General features: G+C 63.6%; 20 protein-coding genes. 16 read left to right on the top strand and 4 right to left on the bottom strand.

Features of this window, described 5'->3' with window-relative positions; translation table 11 throughout:
* Window positions 1–185 precede the first annotated feature (185 nt).
* The 8 genes from GO615_RS13930 (at window position 186) to GO615_RS13895 (ending at window position 10,424) form a co-directional block, all read left to right on the top strand.
* Window positions 186–1,448, top strand: coding sequence for a type II restriction enzyme NmeDI-related protein (locus GO615_RS13930; protein ID WP_169129012.1), 1,263 nt, complete (start codon window positions 186–188; stop codon window positions 1,446–1,448).
* A 263-nt stretch (window positions 1,449–1,711) separates the two neighbouring features.
* Complete coding sequence (locus GO615_RS13925) at window positions 1,712–2,203, top strand: hypothetical protein (RefSeq protein ID WP_169129010.1); 492 nt, start codon at window positions 1,712–1,714, stop codon at window positions 2,201–2,203.
* A 96-nt stretch (window positions 2,204–2,299) separates the two neighbouring features.
* Window positions 2,300–4,675 (top strand): heavy metal translocating P-type ATPase, encoded by a 2,376-nt coding sequence (locus GO615_RS13920; RefSeq protein ID WP_169129008.1) that lies wholly within the window; start codon window positions 2,300–2,302, stop codon window positions 4,673–4,675.
* A gap of 256 nt (window positions 4,676–4,931) precedes the next feature.
* Window positions 4,932–5,399 (top strand): hypothetical protein, encoded by a 468-nt coding sequence (locus tag GO615_RS13915; RefSeq protein WP_246262283.1) that lies wholly within the window; start codon window positions 4,932–4,934, stop codon window positions 5,397–5,399.
* A 38-nt stretch (window positions 5,400–5,437) separates the two neighbouring features.
* Window positions 5,438–6,601 carry an HlyD family secretion protein gene (locus GO615_RS13910; protein WP_169129006.1) on the top strand — a complete coding sequence of 388 codons (1,164 nt, stop codon included), beginning with the start codon at window positions 5,438–5,440 and terminating at the stop codon, window positions 6,599–6,601.
* On the top strand, window positions 6,591–8,084 hold the full coding sequence (locus tag GO615_RS13905; RefSeq protein ID WP_169129004.1) for an ATP-binding cassette domain-containing protein: 1,494 nt from the start codon (window positions 6,591–6,593) through the stop codon (window positions 8,082–8,084). Before GO615_RS13910 ends, GO615_RS13905 begins: the two co-directional genes overlap by 11 nt.
* 70 nt (window positions 8,085–8,154) lie before the next feature.
* Window positions 8,155–9,291 carry an ABC transporter permease gene (locus GO615_RS13900; protein ID WP_169129002.1) on the top strand — a complete coding sequence of 379 codons (1,137 nt, stop codon included), beginning with the start codon at window positions 8,155–8,157 and terminating at the stop codon, window positions 9,289–9,291.
* The gene (locus tag GO615_RS13895) at window positions 9,288–10,424 is read left to right on the top strand and encodes an ABC transporter permease (protein ID WP_169129000.1); all 1,137 of its coding nucleotides are present in this window, start codon (window positions 9,288–9,290) and stop codon (window positions 10,422–10,424) included. The genes GO615_RS13900 and GO615_RS13895 overlap by 4 nt, the downstream gene beginning before the upstream one ends.
* 142 nt (window positions 10,425–10,566) lie before the next feature.
* Here the strand turns inward: GO615_RS13895 and GO615_RS13890 are convergent, their stop codons facing one another.
* On the bottom strand, window positions 10,567–10,713 hold the full coding sequence (locus tag GO615_RS13890) for a hypothetical protein (RefSeq protein ID WP_169128998.1): 147 nt from the start codon (window positions 10,711–10,713) through the stop codon (window positions 10,567–10,569).
* Window positions 10,714–11,083: 370 nt separating this feature from the next.
* Here GO615_RS13890 and GO615_RS29515 point away from each other — a divergent pair, with 370 nt between their 5' ends.
* From GO615_RS29515 to GO615_RS13875, 3 genes are all read left to right on the top strand, one after another.
* Window positions 11,084–11,452, top strand: coding sequence for a YHS domain-containing protein (locus tag GO615_RS29515; protein ID WP_169128996.1), 369 nt, complete (start codon window positions 11,084–11,086; stop codon window positions 11,450–11,452).
* A gap of 73 nt (window positions 11,453–11,525) precedes the next feature.
* On the top strand, window positions 11,526–11,783 hold the full coding sequence (locus GO615_RS13880) for a hypothetical protein (protein WP_246262282.1): 258 nt from the start codon (window positions 11,526–11,528) through the stop codon (window positions 11,781–11,783).
* A gap of 65 nt (window positions 11,784–11,848) precedes the next feature.
* Window positions 11,849–12,229: a hypothetical protein gene (locus GO615_RS13875; protein ID WP_169128994.1), complete on the top strand. Its 381-nt coding sequence runs from the start codon at window positions 11,849–11,851 to the stop codon at window positions 12,227–12,229.
* Window positions 12,230–12,431: 202 nt separating this feature from the next.
* On the opposite strand, the gene GO615_RS13870 is transcribed toward GO615_RS13875, so the two are convergent.
* Genes GO615_RS13870 through GO615_RS13860 form a run of 3 tightly spaced genes read right to left on the bottom strand, consistent with a single transcriptional unit; the run spans window position 12,432 to window position 15,025 of the window.
* On the bottom strand, window positions 12,432–12,899 hold the full coding sequence (locus tag GO615_RS13870) for a DUF411 domain-containing protein (protein WP_169128992.1): 468 nt from the start codon (window positions 12,897–12,899) through the stop codon (window positions 12,432–12,434).
* A 33-nt stretch (window positions 12,900–12,932) separates the two neighbouring features.
* Window positions 12,933–14,336 (bottom strand): heavy metal sensor histidine kinase, encoded by a 1,404-nt coding sequence (locus tag GO615_RS13865; RefSeq protein ID WP_169129040.1) that lies wholly within the window; start codon window positions 14,334–14,336, stop codon window positions 12,933–12,935.
* Window positions 14,337–14,344: 8 nt separating this feature from the next.
* Window positions 14,345–15,025: a heavy metal response regulator transcription factor gene (locus GO615_RS13860; RefSeq protein WP_169128990.1), complete on the bottom strand. Its 681-nt coding sequence runs from the start codon at window positions 15,023–15,025 to the stop codon at window positions 14,345–14,347.
* 498 nt (window positions 15,026–15,523) lie between these two features.
* On the opposite strand from GO615_RS13860, the gene GO615_RS13855 reads away from it, so the two are divergent.
* The 5 genes from GO615_RS13855 to GO615_RS13835 all read left to right on the top strand — a co-directional run bounded on the left by GO615_RS13855 (window position 15,524) and on the right by GO615_RS13835 (window position 19,693).
* Complete coding sequence (locus tag GO615_RS13855; protein WP_169128988.1) at window positions 15,524–15,745, top strand: hypothetical protein; 222 nt, start codon at window positions 15,524–15,526, stop codon at window positions 15,743–15,745.
* A 26-nt stretch (window positions 15,746–15,771) separates the two neighbouring features.
* A complete protein-coding gene (locus GO615_RS13850) occupies window positions 15,772–16,281 on the top strand; it encodes a cupredoxin domain-containing protein (protein WP_169128986.1) in 510 nt (169 codons plus the stop codon).
* A gap of 105 nt (window positions 16,282–16,386) precedes the next feature.
* Entirely contained in the window at window positions 16,387–16,740 is a 354-nt protein-coding gene (locus GO615_RS13845) for a copper-binding protein (protein ID WP_169128984.1), read from the top strand.
* 92 nt (window positions 16,741–16,832) lie between these two features.
* Entirely contained in the window at window positions 16,833–18,122 is a 1,290-nt protein-coding gene (locus GO615_RS13840; protein WP_169129038.1) for a TolC family protein, read from the top strand.
* On the top strand, window positions 18,119–19,693 hold the full coding sequence (locus tag GO615_RS13835) for an efflux RND transporter periplasmic adaptor subunit (protein ID WP_169128982.1): 1,575 nt from the start codon (window positions 18,119–18,121) through the stop codon (window positions 19,691–19,693). The genes GO615_RS13840 and GO615_RS13835 overlap by 4 nt, the downstream gene beginning before the upstream one ends.

The raw sequence follows: 19,693 nt of genomic DNA, 5'->3' as shown, positions 1-19,693 counted from the left end.
CCTCGTAATATCGGGTCTGAACGACAACTGGTCGGATGGCTCTTCCCCTGAATCCAGAGACTTCAGCTGGGAAAGAGCACCCACATGCTAATCGCCGCGGCTCGACGCTCCGATGACGGCCGGATTACATTCATGTCATTTCGGTTTCGCAGGCATCGATGCCTTTACACGGGAGAAGAGATTCCATGCAGCACGACACCGTGGCACGCCTGATCCAACAGTGGAAGTCCGACCCGCACAGCACCTACAACAGTTGGTTCCTGTGGGAGGAGCGCCTCAAGAACTTCCGCTCGATCCGGCGCGGAATCGCCCAGGTCGTGCGGGAGATCGAGGCCGGGAGCTTCGGGAACGCCTATCGCGGATCGTCGCTGGAAACCGTGGTGGGTTCAATCGCCGAGCAGCGGCAAATCTTCAAGGGAGCCGATCACGCATTCCTCTGGAAGCCCAAGCTCCGCATTCCCGACATCTACGAGAACGCGGCCAACCAACGCGCGTTTGGCCACCTGCTTCATTCCTGCGACTGCTGCGACACGACGGAAGCCATCGACGGCGCAATCCGCCGCATCGACGTGCTGGGAATCAAGGGTCTCGGCCCCGCGGTCGCCAATCTGCTCTACTTCATTCACCCGACCCTGATGGCGCCGTTCAATACGGCGATCGTCAAGGGATTCAATGCCCTGACCGGCAGCAGCGTCAAGCTCGGGCGCTGGGATCACTATCTTTCGATGCGGGAAGGTCTTGTCCGGCTCAACGAACGGCATCGGGCACAGCTGTCCAATGACCTTGGCGCAATCGCCGGCCTGATGTTCGATATCGGTTCCGGCCGTTACGTGGCTCCACCCCCCGCACATGACGATGCGGCCATGCAAGCCTGGGCCGCCGACCTGCAGCGCGTCCGGGACGAGGCCGCGGCCGAGCGGCGGTTGCGGCAGGAATGCGAAAACGATGCCACCCATACCGAGATCCAGGGCTGGCTGCGGGACCTCGGCCTCGCGCTGGGCCATCACGTGTGGATCGCATCGAACGACAGGAGTCGCACGTACGGCGCCGGTCGGCTCGCGGATGGCTGCCTGCCCGCCCTTCCCGACGCGATTGCCGGCGGGCTCGATTCGGTGCGCCTGATCGACGTGTTGTGGGTGTCGCGCGACGGCGACCGCGTTGCCGCGGCATTCGAGGTCGAGCATTCCACGTCCATCTACTCCGGCATCGTGCGCATGCTCGACCTGGCCCTGGGAACCGAGATCGCCTCGCGCAGCCCGCTGTTCCTGGTCGCGCCGGACAACCGGCAGCTCGAGGTCCAACAGCAATTGCGGCGACCCGCGTTCTCCCGCGTGGCGGAACTCGGCATCCGTTATCTGCCCTACAGCGAACTGCGGCAGCACCGCGAAGCAATTGCCCGGTTCGGTTCCGGCATCAAGCCGCTCATGGAAATCTCCAAGTCCCTGTAAGGGAATCGGGACAGGGGGGCGATAGAGCGCGTGAGCGCGCTGGGCCGAGAGTCCTTTGCCCCTCCCGGGTCACGGCTGACAGAGATGTAATGTTCGGGTCATGCTGCAGTCGGAAACCGATGTGCATACTGCTTTTGTCACACGGCAATGTGCACTCCCGTCACCTCAGCGACGCCTCTCATCCTGCCCGGCGTCGTTGAGGTGCACCGAGACTCTGCCGTGGTCGCCGGATGTCGATGAAAATTCGCAGGAGGGGTCATTTCATGAAAAGCATCCTCATAGCCGCCATGGCGGCGTCCCTGGGTCTGGCCGTTCCTGCCTATGCGGACGACGCCCACCATCCGGAGCAGGCAGCCGCGGCCGCGCAAGCTCCCGCCGACGCGCCCGCGCAGACGCTGCAGAAGATGCAGGACAACGTCAAGAAGATGGAGGGTCAGCTTGACCGCGTCGCCAAGGCGAAAACCGACGAGGATCGCCAGAAGGCCATTGCCGAACACATGCTGACCATGCAGGAGAACATGACGCTGGCCCGCGGAATGCAAGGCGGCATGATGGGCTGCCCGATGATGGGCTCGGGCATGGGCGCCATGATGGGCGCCATGATGGGTCAACAGGGCGGCCCCGGCGACGGCAGCATGCAGATGGGCATGATGGCCCGGATGCAACAGATGGAAAAGCGCCTCGACATGATGCAGATGATGATGGAGCAGTCGATGCGCGGGCAGGCGGGACGAACAGCGGTACCGGCTAGGTAGCCAACGCACCGGCTCCCGGCGACTCCGCGCCCGGGGGCGGCTTCGATTCCGGCCGGGGGCTCATCGCGCGGGGCAAGACTGCAGCAGGAGTCGATCATGGCAATCGATCCGGTATGCTCGATGGACGTCACCGAGCAGAGGGCGGCTGGCAGCGCCGAATACGAGGGACGTCGTTACTACTTCTGCTCGGCGCATTGCCTCGACAAATTCCGTGCGAATCCCGCGGCCTACCTCGGGTCGCCCGCTGCCGCCGCGGCCCCCTCCTCGCAGGCCACACATGACCATACCCACGCCCATTCGGGCGGTGCCCACGGCCATGCTGCTGCGCCTGTAGCCGCACCCGGCAAGGCGGCGAAGGCCCAGGCAAAGGATCCGATCTGCGGCATGGTCGTCGACAAGGCCACCGCGCTCAAGACCGAGCGCGCCGGCCGAACCTACTACTTCTGCAGCGTCGGTTGCCAGCGCACCTTCGAGTCGCCCGAGGCCGAGTTGAAATCGATGCGCACACGGGTGACGGTCGCGCTCACTGGTGTGCTGGCGTTGGCAATCCTGCGTGCCGGCGCCTTCCTTACTCTGGCGACGGGGGCCACCATCGTCACCTGGGCGCCGATCCCGGCACTGCCTTGGTTCACGTGGGGCATGTGGCTCTTCCTGCTGGTCACCCCCGTGCAGTTCATCGGCGGCTGGAGCTTCTACAAGGGCTCGTGGACGGCAATCCGGACGCGCACGATCAACATGGATTTCCTCATCGCGCTCGGCACCACGGTCGCGTACCTGTACAGCGTTGCGGTCCTGTTCTTCCCCGACGTCCTGCCGGTCAAGGTCGAGGAGCGTGATGTCTATTTCGAGGTCTCGGCGGTCATCATCGCTTTCGTGCTGCTCGGCCGCTACATGGAGGAGCTGATCAAGAAGCGCTCTTCCGCGGCGGTGCGCAGGCTGCTCGACCTCAAGCCCGCCACGGCGCACGTTATCCGCGACGGAGCGGAGATGGAGATACCGGCCGAATCGGTCATGGTCGATGAGGTCGTCGTGGTCCGGCCGGGGGAGAAGATCCCGACCGACGGCATGGTGCTCGAGGGCGGCTCCTCGGTGGACGAATCCATGCTGACCGGCGAATCGATGCCGGTGGAGAAGACGGTCGGGAGTGCCGTCATCGGCGGCACGCTGAACCGCACCGGATCCTTCCGCTTCCAGGCCACCAAGGTGGGCGCAGAAACCGCGCTGGCGCAGATCATCAAGATGGTCGAGGATGCCCAGGCGAGCACCGCGCAGATCCAGCGCATCGCCGACAAGGTGACCGGCTACTTCGTGCCCGCCGTCGTGGGCGTCGCGTTTCTCGCCTTCTTCGGCTGGTGGGCGACGGGCAACTTTCCGCAGGGCCTGCTGGCCTTCATCGCCGTGCTGATCATCGCCTGCCCCTGCGCGCTGGGCATCGCCACGCCGGCGGCCCTGATGGTCGGCGTCGGCAAGGGCGCCGAAGGCGGGATCCTCATCCGCGGCGGCGAGGTGCTCGAGCGCGCCCAGGCGCTCACGACGGTGGTGTTCGACAAGACCGGCACCCTCACGCGCGGCGAACCCATCGTCACCGACGTCCAGGTCCTGGGCGAGCGGTCCGAGGACGAGGTGCTGCGCCTGGCCGCGGCGCTCGAATCGGGTTCCGAACACCCGCTGGGCGAAGCGATCGTGCGCGCCGCCCTGCACCGCGGTCTCGCGCTGCCCGCTACCGCAAAATTCGAGGCCGTGCCGGGGCACGGCGTGCGCGGCGAAATCGAGGGTCACCGCGTGTCGCTCGGCAATCGGCGCCTGTTCGAGACCGACGGGATCGACGCGGCTGCCGCCGAGGAAGCGATGACGCGCCTCGAGTACGATGGCAAGACCGCCATGCTGGTGGCGTGCGACGGGCAGCTTTCCGGCATCATCGCCGTCGCGGACACGCTCAAGCCGGACGCGAGGGAAGCGGTCACCGCCTTGCGCGGCGAGGGCGTCGAAGTGGTCATGCTGACCGGAGACAATCGCCGCACGGCCGATGCGATCGCCCGCGAGCTTGGCATCGACGCCGTGATCGCCGACGTGCTGCCCTCCGACAAGGCGAAGGTGATTCAGACGCTGCAGAAACAGGGCAAGCAGGTGGCGATGGTCGGCGATGGCGTGAACGACGCACCGGCACTCGCCACGGCCGACATCGGCATCGCGATCGGCTCGGGATCGGACGTCGCCAAGGAGACCGGCGGCATCATCCTGATCCGCAACGACGTCCGCGACGTCGTCGCCTCGATCCGCCTGTCGCGCGCGACGATGACGAAGATCAAGCAGAACCTCTTCTGGGCCTTCATCTACAACAGCATCGGCATCCCGGTCGCCGCGCTCGGTTTCCTCAACCCGATCATCGCCGCCGCGGCGATGGCCCTGTCCTCGCTGTCGGTAATCGTCAATTCGGCACTGCTCAAGCGCAGGAAGCTGGGAACATTGTGAAGACGCACAACGAAACCTGGCGGCGCGCGATCGACCGATGGGGCTGGCTCTGCCCAACGGCCATGATCCTGGCCGCGGCAGCCATCCTCAGGGTATGGGGGCTATCCTGGTGGACCGCGATCGTTGTCGCCTTGCTGCTGGCGTGCCCCGTCCTGTTGGTGTGGGGGGCGATCGTGATCCGGCGCCGGCGTCGCGAGGGCGGGAACTGGTAGCGAATTCCGGCCGATAGACCGTACGAGGAGAGAAGGAGGACATCATGTTGCGACAACTCTTGCAGAAGCGTCACGCGCTGGTGTTGGCACTTGGGCTCGCAGCCTCGGGGACGGCGCTGGCCGTCGAAACGGGACTCCATCAGGTCGTGGACGGCATCGACGTCTATTACGGCATCCTGCCCGCCAAGGTCGCGAGCAAGCATCCTGCCACGCACGAAGAGAAGACGATGCATGGCGGCGTACCGACGGGAAAGGACGACTATCACGTGCTCGTCGCGCTCTTTGATAGAAAGGGGGCGCGCATCACCGACGCGCAAGTGAAGGCGACGGTGGCGGAACTGGGCATGGCCGGCACACGCAAGAAACTCGAGCCGATGCGCATCGAGGACACGGTGAGTTTCGGCAACTATTTCGCCCTGTATGGCGAGGGGCCGTACCGCGTCACGATCGAAGCCCAGCTGCCGGGGACTGCCAAGCCGGTCGAAGCGGTATTCGAATACAGGCGTCGTTGAAACTCAGCGGGACGGGCGGGTCTGGCAGAGCACAGATAATGAAGACCCATGCACGCAATGCCGTCGTCGCCGTCGTGGCGGCATTCCTCGCGCTCGGCATCGGCTGGTTCGCGCTCCGTCCGGCCCCGGTCAGCGACGTCCTCGAGGCGAACGGCCAGGTACGCGGCACGGAGGTGACGCTCAGCGCGCGCATTCCCGGCATCGCCGAGGTGGTGGCCGTGCGCGAAGGCGATCGGGTGGCCGCCGGCCAGCTCGTGGCGCAGATCGCCGCCCGCGAACTCGAGGCGCGATCGGCACAGGCGCGTGCGCAGGTGGCTGCGGCGCGGAGTCTGGTCGCAGAGCTCGACGCCCAGGCGCGAGTGCTCGACGAGACCTCCGGGCAGGCACAGCTCGGTGCCCGCGTGGTGGCAGGCACGGCGTCCCACGAGGTGCATCGCGCACGCGAGGCGCTCGCGCGCGCTGCCGCCGAGGTGGCGGCGGCCGAGGCCCAGGCAGCGCAGGACGGCAAGGTCTACGAGCGCTTCGCGGACCTGCTCGCGCAAGGGTTCGTGAGCCGCAACTATTTCGATGAAGTGGCCGCGCGTCGACGGGCCTCCGAAGCCCGGCTCGCCGCCGCGCGCCGGGCCGCCGAGGAGGCGCTCGCCGAGCGCGACAAGGCGAGCGCAGCGACGGGCGAGATCGAGATCCGCGAACGCGACGTCAAACGGATCGCGGCCGAACGCGATCGCGTCCTTGCCGCTCGCACCAGCGCCGCGAGCCAGGTGGATGCGGCGAGCGCCCGGGTGGCCGAGATCGAGGCGCAGCTTGCCGACACGCGAATCGTCGCGCCGTCCCGGGGCACGGTCATGGCGAAGCTCGTGGAGCCCGGCGAACTCGTCGCCGCCGGCCGCCCAATCGCGACGATGGTCGATCTCGAGGATCTATACGTCCGGGTCTACGTCGCGGAGCGCGACGTCGGGCGCGTCCGGCTGGGCAGCGCGGCGAACGTGTCCGTCGATGCTTATCCCGACCGGACCTTCGTCGGCGCAGTCAGCGAAGTGGCCCAGCAGGCGGAGTTCACGCCGAAGGAGGTGCACGTGAAGGACGAGCGCGAAAAGCTCGTGTTCGGCGTGAAAGTACGCCTCGCGAACCCCGATGGCGTGCTCAAGCCGGGCATGCCTGCCGACGTCAGGATCAGGGTCGGGCTGGCGGATGAACGGTAGCGACGTGATCGCCATCCGCTCGCTGTCGCGCCGTTTCGGCGCGCGGACCGTCCTCGACGGCGTGTCGCTGGCCGTCCGGCACGGAGAACTCTTCGGCATCGTCGGCGCCGACGGCGCGGGCAAGACCACGCTTCTGCAGACGGTGTGCGCGATCCTCGACCCCAGCGCGGGCAGCGTCACGGTCGCGGGGCTCGACAGCGTCCGCGACGCCGCGCGGATCAACGCTTCCCTGGGTTATGTCGCCCAGGCGTATTCGCTTTACGGCGACTTGACCGTGGCCGAAAACCTGGAATTCTTTGCCGCCATCCGCTCCGTGCCGCCGGACGCGTTCGTCGCGCGGCGCGAACAGCTCCTGCGGTTCTCGGGCCTCGCCCCCTTCCTCGACCGCCGGGCCCGCGCACTGTCGGGCGGCATGCAGAAGAAGCTTGCCGTTTGCTGCAGCCTCATACACGAGCCCGACATCCTCGTGCTCGACGAACCGACGCTCGGTGTCGATCCGATCTCGCGCCGGGAGTTGTGGACCATGCTGCGCGAATTCCACCAGCGCGGCAAAACGATCGTCGTCGCCACCTCGTACATGGACGAAGCGGTCGCCTGCGACCGGGTCGCCATTCTGTCCGGGGGGCACGTGCTCGCCTGCGATCGTCCGGCAGCATTCGGGGGGGATCTCGAGGAGAGGGTCAAGGTGCTCCTCGCGGGGGACGCCGGGGCCGAGCCGGCGGCACCTGACCGCCCGCGGCCCGAGACGAAAGGCGAGGCCATCCGCGTCGCCGGCTTGAGCCGGCGCTTCGGCGCCTTCGTTGCCGTTGACGACATGAGCTTCTCCGTGTCGCGCGGGGAGATCTTCGGACTGCTCGGTCCGAACGGCTCGGGCAAGAGCACGACGATCAAGATGCTGTGCGGCATCCTGCCCCCCGACGGGGGAAGCATCAGGGTTGCCGGCATCGACGTGGCCGCCCACCCGGCGGCGGCCAAGGGTCGCATCGGGTACATGTCGCAACGGTTCTCCCTCTATGTCGACCTCACCGTCGACGAAAACATCGAGTTCTTCGGCTCGCTCTATGGCCTCGCGGACGAGATGATGGCCGATCGGCGAGCGTGGGTGCTGCGGCTCGCGGGGCTGCGCGGGCACGAACGCAGCCTGGTGAAGAACCTGTCGGGCGCGCTGCGACAGCGCCTCGCGCTCGGCTGCGCCGCGCTGCACCAGCCGGATGTCCTGTTTCTCGACGAACCGACCTCCGGGGTCGATCCGGTATCGCGCGATGCCTTCTGGCGCCTGATCGGCGATGTCGGTCGTGCCGGAACAGCCGTGCTCGTCACTACCCATTACGTGCGCGAGGCCGAGCGCTGCGATCGGGTGGCTTTCATCGACCGTGGCCGTCTCCTCACAGTCGATTCGCCGGCGAGCCTGCGTGCGCGGTACGACGGAGCGTCGCTCGAAGACATCTTCATCGCATTGATGACGCGGAAGGACGCGGCATGAAAGGCGCCCGCTGCGGACTCTACAGACCACCGCGGTTCTTCCTCGCGGGAACTCGGATTGCGGCGGCAAAATGAATACTTGGCCTGTGCTCCGGGCGCTCGTTCGCAAGGAATCCATCGAAGTGGTGCGCGATCCGATCACGCTCGCCGTGGCCGTGCTGCTTCCCCTCCTGCTGCTGTTCATATTCGGTTATGGCCTTTCGATGGATGTCGAGGACGTACCGATCGCCGTCTACGACCAGGACCGCACCCAGGACAGCCAGCGCTTCGTCGAGACCTTCGTGCAGAGCGGCTACTTCCGTCTGCATCGCAACCTCAACTCGCCGCGCGACGTGGATGCGGCGCTCGATCGGGGCGACGCGACGGTGGTGATCATGATTCCGCCCGACTTCTCGCGCACGCTCGGCTCCGCTCGTGAGGCATCCGTGCAACTGCTCATCGACGGCTCCTTCTCCCCCACTGCGCTGATCGTGTCGAACTACCTTGCGGCCGTGGTCAACCGCTTCTCGACCGGGCTTGCCGAACGCCGCCTCGCCGAGCTCGGTATCGACGCGCCGCCGCCGCTGCGGCTCGAGACCCGCGTCTGGTACAACGCCCCGATGAAGACCGTGAACTACATCGTCCCGGGACTCTTCGCCGTCCTCCTGATGGCCTTCCCGCCAATGCTGACCGCGCTTGCCATCGTGCGCGAGCGCGAGCGCGGCACGATCGAGCAGATCTACGTGTCGCCGGTGAGTCCGGCGACGTTCATCCTCGGCAAGATCATTCCCTACGCAGCGATCGCGTTTGCCGAGATGCTGCTCGTGCTCTTCGTCGGTACCTACTGGTTCGACATTCCATTCCGCGGCAGCCTCGCATTGCTTCTCGGCGCCTCGCTGCTCTATGTCTTCGTGACCGTCGGGCTCGGCGTTGCCGTATCGACCGTTGCGCGTACACAGGTCGCCGCGGTGTTCCTGTCGCTGGTGGGCACGCTGATGCCTTCCTTCCTGTTCTCCGGCTTCCTGTTCCCGATCTCGACGATGCCGTACATGATGCAGCTCTACACGTATGTGTTCCCCACCCGCTACTTCAACGACATCAGCCGCGACCTGTTCCTCAAGGGCGTCGGCATCGAGTATTTGTGGGGCAACCTCGCGCTGCTCGGGCTCTATGCGATCGTCCTGTTCGGCGCCGCGAGCCTGTCGCTGCGCAAGAAGGTGGCGAGATGAACGCCTCGGCACGACGCCTGGCCGCGGCGGCCCGCAAGGAGTTCCGCCAGTTCCTGCGCGACCGGCTGCTGGTGGCACTGATCGTCTTCATCTACACGGCGGACATGGTGATGTGCACGGTGGCCCTGTCCTTCGACGTGTCCAACCTGAAGCTCGCGGTCTACGACGGCGACCGTTCGCAGATCAGCGCCCGCCTCGTGGAACGCTTCACCGCAACCGACTATTTCGGGGAACGGGTTCCGGCGACGAGCCTGCGCGAGGTCGACGGAATCCTCGATTCGGGCCGCGCCGACCTCGCGCTGATCATTCCTGCGGGCCTCGCGCAAGACATCGAAGCGGGCCGCTCGGCGACGGTACAGGTGCTGCTCAGTGGAACGAACGCCAATACTGCGAATGCAGCGCGTGGTTATGCCGTGGCAATCGTGGGCGGCTTTGCCCGCGACGTGCTTGTCGAGCACGCCGCCCGCCACGGGGTGGCGGTCGCGTTGCCCGGCGTACGCGCAGAAACCCGCATCTGGTACAACCCGCAGCTCGAGTTCCGCCACTTCATGGCGGTGTCGATGATCGTCGTGGCCGGTCTTCTCGTCGGGGTCATCACGGCGGCGGCCGGGCTCGTGCGCGAAAAGGAGTCGGGGACCATCGAGCAGCTCATCGTCACGCCGCTTCGCAGCTACGAGCTGATCGCGGCAAAGGCGCTACCCCCGTTCACCGTCGGCATGCTGACATTGGCCCCCAGCCTGCTGATCGCCAGACTTTTCGGGGTACCGCTGGCCGGCAACCTGGCACTGTTCATCGCCGCGTCGGCCTTCGCACTGGCGGCCTTTCTGTCGATCGGCTTCTTCATCGCCACGCTCGCAGAGAATCTCCAGCAGGCCCTGCTGCTGGCCTTCCTCATGCTGTTCCCGCTGATGTTCCTTTCCGGGACGACGGTGCCGGTCGAAAGCATGCCGCAGGCCATGCAGTGGATGTCCTACTTCAGTCCGGTGCGCCACTACATGGAGATCGCGCTCGGCGTGCTCATGAAAGGGATCGGTCTAGACGTGCTGTGGCCCCATTTCGCCGCCCTTGCGGCGGCCACGGCGCTGCTCGGCACCTGGAGCGTCGTGCGGCTCAAGCGCGCCCTTTACGCGTAATGGCATCCGACACCCCGCCGACGAACGCCTGATGCTCGCAGCCGTCGAGGCCCGGCTGTGCTCGCGTACGTCGACAAACTCAGGGCAACCGGGGCGTCTGATCACCTCCTACGAACGCGGCCATCGACCAGCGCAGTGCGCTTCACGCCTTTCCGCAACCGTAGACTCTGACGAAGAAGGGATTCTCGAGTACCGAGATCACGTTGCGGTCATGGATCGGCTCCCACTCGAAGTTCTCCAGCTTCTTCCCATCCGAGCGCCCTAGAAAACGAACGTGGTTGGCGGTCATCGACAGCAGGGCCTGGTGTGCGCTACCCAACTGGCGAGAGCGCGCCAAAACTGCCCGATCACTTTATCCGGATCAAAGCCGAGCCCTTCACTTTGTTTCGGGTGCCGATCGATCGGCCATTCTGACCAACCACAGAAACCACGCGACTTGGGAGGTACCAAGCGGTGCTCAACTCCAATGACTGCAATGTCATTTGCCAGTCACGTTCTCGTCAACCGTCCAAGTGCATAGTGGGCCTAGGATCCGATCAGCAGCAGAATGGTGTTACAGCAGTTCCGCGCGTAAGGTCGAGCGCTGCGGGCACCGTTCGACACACGAGGCGGCCATTAAGACCGCGGAACCGGGATCGACCACACTTGAGGTGAGCATTATGGAGTGGCTATCTCAAAACTGGATCTGGGTACTTCTGCTGGTGGGGGTGTTCGCCATGATGAGCCGCGGAGGTATGGGCTGTGGTGGCGGTCGCAGGTCATATGGCCACGGACGTTCTGAAGAGCACGGGGCGCACAGCCCGACTGCGGGCGATCAGGGGCCGCGCGCGGAGTCGGCAATCGACCCCGTGAGCGGTCGACCGGTTCAGGTGCTCCATGCGGTCACCTGTGTCTATAAGGGCCGAACGTATTACTTCGCGACGCGTGAGAATCGCGAGAGCTTTGAGGCCTCACCAGAGCGATTTGCGGTTACCGCCCCCTCTGGAGATACATCCCCGGAACATCGGCACCACAGACGAGGCTGTTAAGAAACGCTAGCAAAATGAGTTATTCCTTTTGCCATCGCCGCCGGTAGCAGTTGCAACAGGCGACCGGAAGGACTTGGATCTCGAACTCGTCGCCAAGCACGACCTCATTCAGCTGCACCTGCGCGATCACGGCAAGCCGGCCGATGTAACCAACGGCGGCGCGAAGCTCACGTTGCTCGCGGGCGCCGACAAGCAGGAAGTCGAACTCAAACCCGCCGGCGACCGGCTGGAGGCCAAGGGCAACTTCAAGGTGGGCGCCGGCACCAAGCTGGTGGCGGTCGTCACCCTGCCGGGCAAGCCGACCACCACCGCGCGTTTCACGCTGAAGTGACTTTGTCCGGCTGCCCGCAGCACGTCGCCGCGGGCAGCCATTCCTTGTGCTATGGAGGTGACCCAATGAAAGTACTTGCGGCAGGAATGGTTGTTGTAGCCCTCGGTGGACTGGCCGGATGTGCGACCAGCCCCACGGTGTTTGAAGGGAAATACTCGCAGGGTGACGGGTGGCGCAAAGGAACCGTCGTCGAGATCGGCCCGGCGAAAAGTCTGAAGCGGCCGTCGTACTACGACTGCAGGACCGAGGCGTCGGACACTGACGGCAACGATCGGTATGTGATGGTCGCGCTCTTGCGCAATGGACATCCCTATGCGCGCGCCGCGAAGTTGCCTGCTGACTCGAAATTGCAGGTCGGCGACAAGGTCTACGTGAATTTCAAGGACTGTAACGCGCCCATCCCGAAACGCAGCCCATCAACGCCTGATGACGAGGAATTCAATTGATGCGCTTGTCGCGCAGGACGCCGCAGGGTATTGCGACGCATCAACGCCCGAAGCGTGCGGGTTTGCCTCGTCAGGACCAATACGATACATGACGACTCGATCACGAGGCCTGGCGCGATCGAGTTACCCTGGAACTGCTCGACGCGGCCGCGCCACGCCTTACTCGGCGCCCTCCCTGATGGCGCGGGGTGAAGAAAGTCGCTCAGTGTCTGGAGAATGTTGTCGTCACACCCTTTCGGTCGAAGCTTACGACCTCGTAGCGGTCCGCTGGGAACGGCCCTTCCATCCCCGGAGACCCTTGAGGCATACCGGGGGCGGCGACCCCTGTGACCTGTGGTTTGGTGGCAAGCAGGCGTTTTACATCTGCAGCGGGCACATGACCCTCGATGAAATAACCGCCCACCGTTGCCGTGTGGCATGAGGTCAGCGCCACGGGTAGTCCGGCCTCACGTTTAATCTCTCCCATCCTAGGCGTGGCGATTTCCTTCACTTTAAAACCGTGGGACCGCATGTGGTCTGCCCACTTTCCGCAACAGCCACAATTCGGATCCTTATATACGGTAACTTCTTCAGGCGCGGCAAACGCCGACGAAAAACCGGACATGACGGACAACGCAACGACGGCGAACAACGTGCGCTCGCGGCCCGAGAGTGAAAGTTTGACGACCATAGGTAATTTCCTCTCAATGAGGTTGTGGACGGACTAGTCTGTGACAGGTCTGTTGGCTACTGTGTGGGGAAGCAGGATTTGGAACTCGGTGATACCGTTGGCAGACTCGACGTCCACCTCCCCCCCATGGGCCTGAACGATGCTGCGTGTAATGGCAAGCCCTAGCCCCGCACCCTCGCCGTGATGCTGCCGTTCAGCACTTGCCCGATGAAAGCGCTCGAAGATTCGTGGTTGTTGATCAACTGGAATAGTGTCGCCGCGATTTCGCACGCCGAGCGTTACGTGCGAGCCTTGATCGGCGACATCGATCTCGATTGTGCTTCCAGGACGGGAATGCCGAAGAGCATTCGAAAGCAGATTCGAAATTGCTCGCCGCAGCATGAGTCGGTCGCCACTGATCGTCGCCTCTCCGCGCACTACCACGCTTACATCACGCTCCTCCGCGAGAGCCTCATAAAATTCGGCCAATGCACGCGCCTCGTTGGCAAGAGCCACCCGTTCGTTTGGATTTGGCAGGCGTCCGTTATCTGCTTTTGCAAGGAATAGCATGTCAGTGACCATTCGAGCGATCCGTTGATACTCCTCGAGATTGGAAGTCAGCACCTCACGATACTCGTCTTCGCTACGCGTACGGGATAACGATACAGCCGTCTGTGTCATCAAATTTGAGATTGGCGTACGAAGTTCATGGGCGATATCGGCCGAGAAGTCGGACAGGCGCTGAAATGCGGACTCCAAGCGGCCGAGCATGCCGTTGAAGGCATCCACAAGTTCGCGCACTTCGACTGGCGCGTCACCTTCCTTGAGGCGTTCTCCAAGACGCTCTGCCGATAAACCACTTGCGATGGCCGTCACTCTGCGCAATGGTGCGAGTCCTCCATGTGCGACCCACCAGCCCAACAATGCGGCGATGATTGCTGCGAGCGCAATCCCAAGCCAAAGCCGAATGCTCGTTGCTTCCAGGAATTTCGTGTGATGGGTAACATCCAGCGCGACCGCCACGCTGGCCTCCTCCATCATCCCTTCAGGGCCCTGGAGGCGCACTGTTTTCGCGCGGCCCACGTAATAGCTTCCGTTCTTTTTCCAACGGCTAACACCTGATCCAGGCTGCCCCCGTGCTAGCAGCTCATCTTCGAAGGATGTCGGATGAAGTGCATAGCTCACCACGCCGGCGCCGTTACGCAACAACACTGCAATTCCGTCGTGCCCGACAAAAGCCTCGTCGAGGCGTTGAGGCAGTTGTTCCCGGGCCAGCGGCGTATTCGCCCGCTGCAACAAGTTCTCGATCAGAACGAGTTTTCCGCGCAGTTCATGATCATCAATCTCGCCAAAATGTCCTTCGACAGCTTGCCCAAGCAGTACACCAATTAGAATCAGCAGGCTTGCCGCCACCAGCGCGAAAAGCAGAGCGAGCCGGGCCGTAAGCGACAGCGGCATTCTGAATTTCACCGTGCCTCCGGCGCTTCCAGGACGTAGCCCATGCCACGAACGGTGCGGATGAGTTTAGGTTCGAATGGTTCATCGACCTTCGCCCTCAGTCTCCGCACCGCGACTTCGATCACATTCGTGTCGCTATCAAAATTCATGTCCCACACTTGGGAAGCGATCAGCGATCGCGGCAATACCTCGCCCTGCCTACGCAGCAGCAACTCGAGCAAGGAGAACTCCTTCGCCGTGAGGTCGATCTTTACACCTGCACGCGTCACGCGCCGCCGCAGGAGGTCAAGTTCCAGATCGCCGACGCGGAACACCTCCGGCTCCTTTGCCTTTCCGCGGCGCAGTAAAGTGCGCACTCGTGCGAGCAACTCGGAAAAGGCGAAGGGCTTGACCAGATAGTCGTCGGCGCCGAGTTCGAGTCCGCGAACCCGGTCTTCCACTTGATCACGCGCGGTCAAGAACAGCACTGGCATTTCACGGCCGCTACGTCTGACCGTTCGAAGTACGCCCCACCCATCGAGGGACGGAAGCATCACGTCAAGTACGATCAAGTCGTAGTCACTGTTGAGCGCCAAATGCAGACCGTCTAGCCCATCACGCGCCAGGTCAACGACGAATCCGGCTTCGACCAGCCCCTGCTGCAGGTAATCGCCTGTTTTCGGCTCATCCTCGACGATCAGGATTTTCATGATTGCCCTCTTCTTTAAGCATGCGAGGACATTTTGCCTTCCCGCATCGGTCATAGAACCGAGATTACCAAGATGTAATTCGCGAGACAGACTCCTGACACCTTTCAGGTCGCAATATTGCGATGTATCGGCCCGTACCGAGGACGTCCGTTCCGTTCCTTCCTGAGGAGGCAATCCCGTGAAACCGATGATGTCGATGCGCCTCGTAATTCCACTTGTGGCGTCTTCCACGATGCCTGCCGCTTTGGCGGCTAAGTCATACGCCGAGGAACCCGACAGTCATCATTCCTACACTACCCAAGCGGCACCCGCTTAGGTCACACCGACAACCGGCATGCCTGCGCATTGCAGCGCACGAGGTCGATCCGCACGGAGCCGAAGCCAGCGCGACGCATGGCGCTGATGGAAGTGCAGCTGCACGCAATGGAATCACAGATGCGCTAAATGCCAGATGGCTACTCCACGGCCGCTGAAGCGATGGCGGGTGCGGGTCCAGCTATGATTGCTGTCGATCACCGCCGTCTCGTCGAGAACGTCCAGAAAATCGTCCCGGAGCAAGTCTCGATTGAGCCGAAACGCGCCAACGACGCGGGCGGTCAGTCCATGGCGACCGTTGCGTCCGATCCTCCGATGAGGTTCGATGTCCGCAAGCCCGGCGGCCACACGGGATACCGATTGAATCCCGATCTCGATCGGATTCCCCCTCAGTTTTGCACGTAGTGTCCAACCCCGAAAATGGAGTCACAATGAATTTCCGGCGTCAGTTTATTGCCACGACCCTGCTTGCTACCGGTTCGCTCATTGCCGGCCGGGCCTCATTTGCGCACGGAGACGCGAAGCACGCCGATACACAGCGAACGGCGATCAACATTGAACAGCAGGACTGGGGTATCGCAGGCGATTTCAACCAGATCAGCCGCACGATCCCGGTAATCATGACTGATGGAATGCGCTTCGTGCCAGACCGCGTCGAAGTCCGCCTTGGCGAGACCATCCGTTTCGTTCATCACAACGTCGACAGGGTTCTGCACGAAATGGTCATCGGCACGAAACCGGTACTCGACAAGCATGCCGACTTGATGATGAGATTCCCTGGCATGGAGCACGATGCGCCATGGATGACCCACGTCGCCCCAGGTGGTAGCAGCGAGATCGTTTGGACCTTCAACCGCGCAGGAACCTTCGATTTCGCGTGCCTTATCCCCGGTCATTACCAAGCTGGCATGGTCGGCACAATTATCGTCTCCCACGGCTGAACGGATCAACCACACAAATCTGACAGAAAAGTAATTTTCCAGTCACCTTCCAGTTCAAATTGCCTATCCATACTAGCTGTGATTCGTCAGAAAACAGGATTTTCCATGCTTGCTCTTCGGCCCCTTTCCGCCCTTGCGCTCGTTGCCGCACTCATGAGTGCGGCTCCAGTCTATGCTGCGAGCGAGCACGGCTCCCACCACAACAGCACCGCCGTCGCGAGCAGCGAGGTCGCATCTGCGCTGTCGGACGGCACGATCAAGAAGGTTGACAAGGCCGCCGGCAAGATCACGATCAATCACGGTCCGCTCGAGAATCTTGGGATGCCTGCAATGACAATGGCGTTTATCGCGCATGATGCCGCAATGCTGGAGCAGGTCAAGGCAGGTGACAGGGTCCGCTTTCGCGCCGAACGCGTCGATGGCGTGTTTACCGTGATGAAACTCGAAGCGGCGAACTGATGCTGCTCAGCGGGAGTTGGATGCCGTGCCGACTCCCGTTTCAACTGTCGTACCATCGATCGACTCTGGCCGCCACTCTCAGCCCTTTTCCGATGAAATCGCCTAATGTAGGCCTGCGTTCCTTGCACAGGGCCGCGGGCATTTTCGTGTTTGCAGCAAGTCTCGGCACTGGTCTCGCATATGGGCAGAGCGCCGCGCTCGGGACCGACGCTGCCGGTCTGATAGAACAGGCCCGCCTCAACAATCCGGCGTTTGCCGTGGACCGTGCCGAAGCTGCAGCCGCGCGCGAGCGGGTTGGCCCGGCCGGCGCACTGCCCGATCCGAACTTCCAGATCGAGCTGATGGATTTCACCAACACGATGCGCGGCGGATCGACCACGCTCGTTCCGGGCGAAGTCGGCGAAACGCGCTACCGCATCATCCAGCCGCTGCCGGGCTGGGGTAAGCGCGATCTGGCAGCGCAGGCGGCAGGCGCTCGTGCCGATCAGGCGGGCGCGAATCGCGATGCGGCATGGCTGAATCTGACGGCAGAGATCAAGGCCGCCTGGCTCCGCTATTACGCGGCCGACCGTGAGGCGGTGCTCAATCGCGACGGACTTGCGCTGCTCCAGAGCCTCGAGGAGATCACCCTGTCACGCTACCGCCTCGGCCTATTGCCGCAACAGGCGGTCCTGCGGGCGCAACGCGAGATCACTTCGCAGCGGCTTGCGCTGGTTGGCATCGAGCAGCGGCGTCGCAGCATGGCTTCCGCGCTGAACGCACTGCTCGGGCGTGCCCCAGGCAGCGAACTTGCACCTCCTCAGGATCCGGCACCGCTGCCTCAGGCACTTGCACTCGCGGAGTTGGTGGAGCGTGCGCGTGCGACGAACCCGATGATTGCCGCCGAAGAGCGTGGCATCGAGGCCGCCCGGATCGAACGCGACCGTACCTGGCTTGACCGTTACCCTGATTTCAGCGTCGGCCTGACGAACAATCGGCCACGCGGCGGTGAGCAATCCTGGGACGTCATGTTCGAGGTGATGATCCCGCTGCAGCAATCCGCCCGCCGGGCACGCGAACGCGAGGCGGCGCTGATGGTTACGGCCGCCGATGCAAAGCGCGCCGCAGCCGAATCGAAGCTGCTTGGCGAGCTCGCCACCGCGTATGCCGCGTACTCGAGCGGCCACGAAACCCTGCAACTGTTGCGCGGGACACTGATGCCGCAAGCGGAGGCGACACGCGATGCAACGCGCACTGCCTTCGCAACGGGCCGCGTCGACTTTGACACCGTACTTGAAGCAGAACGCCAACTCGTCGATACGCGGATGGCAATGCTGCAGGCCGACATTGACACTCGGATGGCACTCGCCGAGATTGAAAAATTTGCAGGAGAACTGCCGTGAAGCCCGGCATTCAATTTTCATTGACCGCGGTCGCGGTCGCGCTCGCGTTGGGCGCCGGTTACTGGGCGGGTAACCGCGCAGACGGACAGGTGGCAGCCGGTCGGAGCCACGCAGCTGCTTCCCACGAGGTCGCTTCCATCAATGGCACGTCGTCGAGCGCGAACGATGAGCGCAAGGTTCTGTACTACCGAAACCCGATGGGTCTCCCTGACACCTCGCCGGTGCCCAAGAAGGATTCCATGGGTATGGATTACATCCCCGTCTATGCCGATGACGAGCCGGACGACAGCGGCGTGGTCGTCGTGAGCGCCGCCCGAGTGCAGACTCTTGGCGTCAAGACGGCGGTCGCCGAGATGCGCATCGTCGATACGGCAGTGCGTGCGGCCGGACGTGTCGAGCTGAACGAGCGCGCGATCGTCGATGTCGCACCACGCTTCGAAGGCTGGATTGAGCGCCTTCATGTCAATGCGGTCGGCGATCCGGTGCGGCGCGGCCAGGCGCTCTTCACGATCTACAGCCCGGAACTGCAATCTGCTGGCGACGAACTGCGCATCGCCGAGCGGCTGCAGCGCGACAGCTCAGCTACCGACTCCGTCGCTGCCGACGCCGCGCGCCGACTCGCCGACGCCACCCGGGCGCGGCTTCGCAATTGGGAAGTCGCCGCGCCCGCGAGTGGCGAGGTGCCGCAGCGCCAGACTTTGCACTCGCCGACGAACGGGATCGTGCTCGAAAAGAAGGCCGTACAAGGGGCTCGCTTCATGCCCGGAGAGGCGGTGTATCGCATCGCCGACCTGTCGAAGGTCTGGGTCATCGCCGACGTCTACGAACGCGACCTCGCTCGCGTGAAGACCGGTCAATCGGCTTCAGTCGCGTTCGACGCCATGCCCGACCGCCGTTTCGAGGCGAAGGTCAGTTATCTCTACCCGACTCTGAATACGGAGACACGCAGCACGCAGGTTCGGTTCGAACTCGACAATCGGGACGGTCTGCTGCGTCCCGGTATGTTCGCCCACGTCGAACTTGCAGCCGGCTCGACGACCCCGCTTGTCACCGTGCCCACGTCCGCAGTCATCGACGACGGCACGCGCCAGGTGGTGTTGATCGCACTCGACGAAGGTCGGTTCAGGCCGCAACCGGTACGCATTGGCCAGCGTGGCAAGGAGTTCGTCGAAGTGACGGATGGCGTCAAGGCTGGCGACCGTGTTGTCGTGTCCGCGAACTTCCTGATCGACTCGGAGAGCCAGCTCAAGGCCGCATTGTCGAATTTCACCGATTCCACTGCACCAGGGAGCGGAGGACCGTCGGCTGCCGCGCAGATCTTCCGTGGCGAAGGCACCTTTGATGCGTTCGACGCAACGGCCGGCACCGTATCCTTGACGCACGGCGACATACCTGCGCTGCAGTGGCCGGCGATGACAATGGACTTTGGAGTCGCATCGAAGGATCTCGTCGCCGGGGTCGCACCGGGCACGAAGGTGCGTTTCGAGTTCGTACAGCGGGCGCCTGGCGAGTTCGTCGTCACACGCATCGAAAAATCCACGGCTGCTGCCGCTGCCCACGGAGGGCACTAA

It is taken from the genome of Aromatoleum evansii, from assembly GCF_012910805.1.
Taxonomy (GTDB): Bacteria; Pseudomonadota; Gammaproteobacteria; order Burkholderiales; family Rhodocyclaceae; genus Aromatoleum; species Aromatoleum evansii.
This window is presented reverse-complemented; position numbering and strand designations above follow the sequence as displayed.

What these genes read in the sequence shown, in the direction of transcription:
- GO615_RS29515 (WP_169128996.1), top strand. Translation starts at nt 11,084, where the DNA reads ATGGAGTGGCTATCTCAAAACTGGATCTGGGTACTTCTGCTGGTGGGG.
- GO615_RS13895 (WP_169129000.1), top strand. Translation starts at nt 9,288, where the DNA reads ATGAACGCCTCGGCACGACGCCTGGCCGCGGCGGCCCGCAAGGAGTTC.
- GO615_RS13925 (WP_169129010.1), top strand. Translation starts at nt 1,712, where the DNA reads ATGAAAAGCATCCTCATAGCCGCCATGGCGGCGTCCCTGGGTCTGGCC.
- GO615_RS13855 (WP_169128988.1), top strand. Translation starts at nt 15,524, where the DNA reads ATGATTGCTGTCGATCACCGCCGTCTCGTCGAGAACGTCCAGAAAATC.
- GO615_RS13860 (WP_169128990.1), bottom strand. Translation starts at nt 15,025, where the DNA reads ATGAAAATCCTGATCGTCGAGGATGAGCCGAAAACAGGCGATTACCTG.
- GO615_RS13900 (WP_169129002.1), top strand. Translation starts at nt 8,155, where the DNA reads ATGAATACTTGGCCTGTGCTCCGGGCGCTCGTTCGCAAGGAATCCATC.
- GO615_RS13845 (WP_169128984.1), top strand. Translation starts at nt 16,387, where the DNA reads ATGCTTGCTCTTCGGCCCCTTTCCGCCCTTGCGCTCGTTGCCGCACTC.
- GO615_RS13890 (WP_169128998.1), bottom strand. Translation starts at nt 10,713, where the DNA reads ATGACCGCCAACCACGTTCGTTTTCTAGGGCGCTCGGATGGGAAGAAG.
- GO615_RS13870 (WP_169128992.1), bottom strand. Translation starts at nt 12,899, where the DNA reads ATGGTCGTCAAACTTTCACTCTCGGGCCGCGAGCGCACGTTGTTCGCC.
- GO615_RS13875 (WP_169128994.1), top strand. Translation starts at nt 11,849, where the DNA reads ATGAAAGTACTTGCGGCAGGAATGGTTGTTGTAGCCCTCGGTGGACTG.
- GO615_RS13915 (WP_246262283.1), top strand. Translation starts at nt 4,932, where the DNA reads ATGTTGCGACAACTCTTGCAGAAGCGTCACGCGCTGGTGTTGGCACTT.
- GO615_RS13920 (WP_169129008.1), top strand. Translation starts at nt 2,300, where the DNA reads ATGGCAATCGATCCGGTATGCTCGATGGACGTCACCGAGCAGAGGGCG.
- GO615_RS13850 (WP_169128986.1), top strand. Translation starts at nt 15,772, where the DNA reads ATGAATTTCCGGCGTCAGTTTATTGCCACGACCCTGCTTGCTACCGGT.
- GO615_RS13840 (WP_169129038.1), top strand. Translation starts at nt 16,833, where the DNA reads ATGAAATCGCCTAATGTAGGCCTGCGTTCCTTGCACAGGGCCGCGGGC.
- GO615_RS13910 (WP_169129006.1), top strand. Translation starts at nt 5,438, where the DNA reads ATGAAGACCCATGCACGCAATGCCGTCGTCGCCGTCGTGGCGGCATTC.
- GO615_RS13930 (WP_169129012.1), top strand. Translation starts at nt 186, where the DNA reads ATGCAGCACGACACCGTGGCACGCCTGATCCAACAGTGGAAGTCCGAC.
- GO615_RS13905 (WP_169129004.1), top strand. Translation starts at nt 6,591, where the DNA reads ATGAACGGTAGCGACGTGATCGCCATCCGCTCGCTGTCGCGCCGTTTC.
- GO615_RS13865 (WP_169129040.1), bottom strand. Translation starts at nt 14,336, where the DNA reads ATGCCGCTGTCGCTTACGGCCCGGCTCGCTCTGCTTTTCGCGCTGGTG.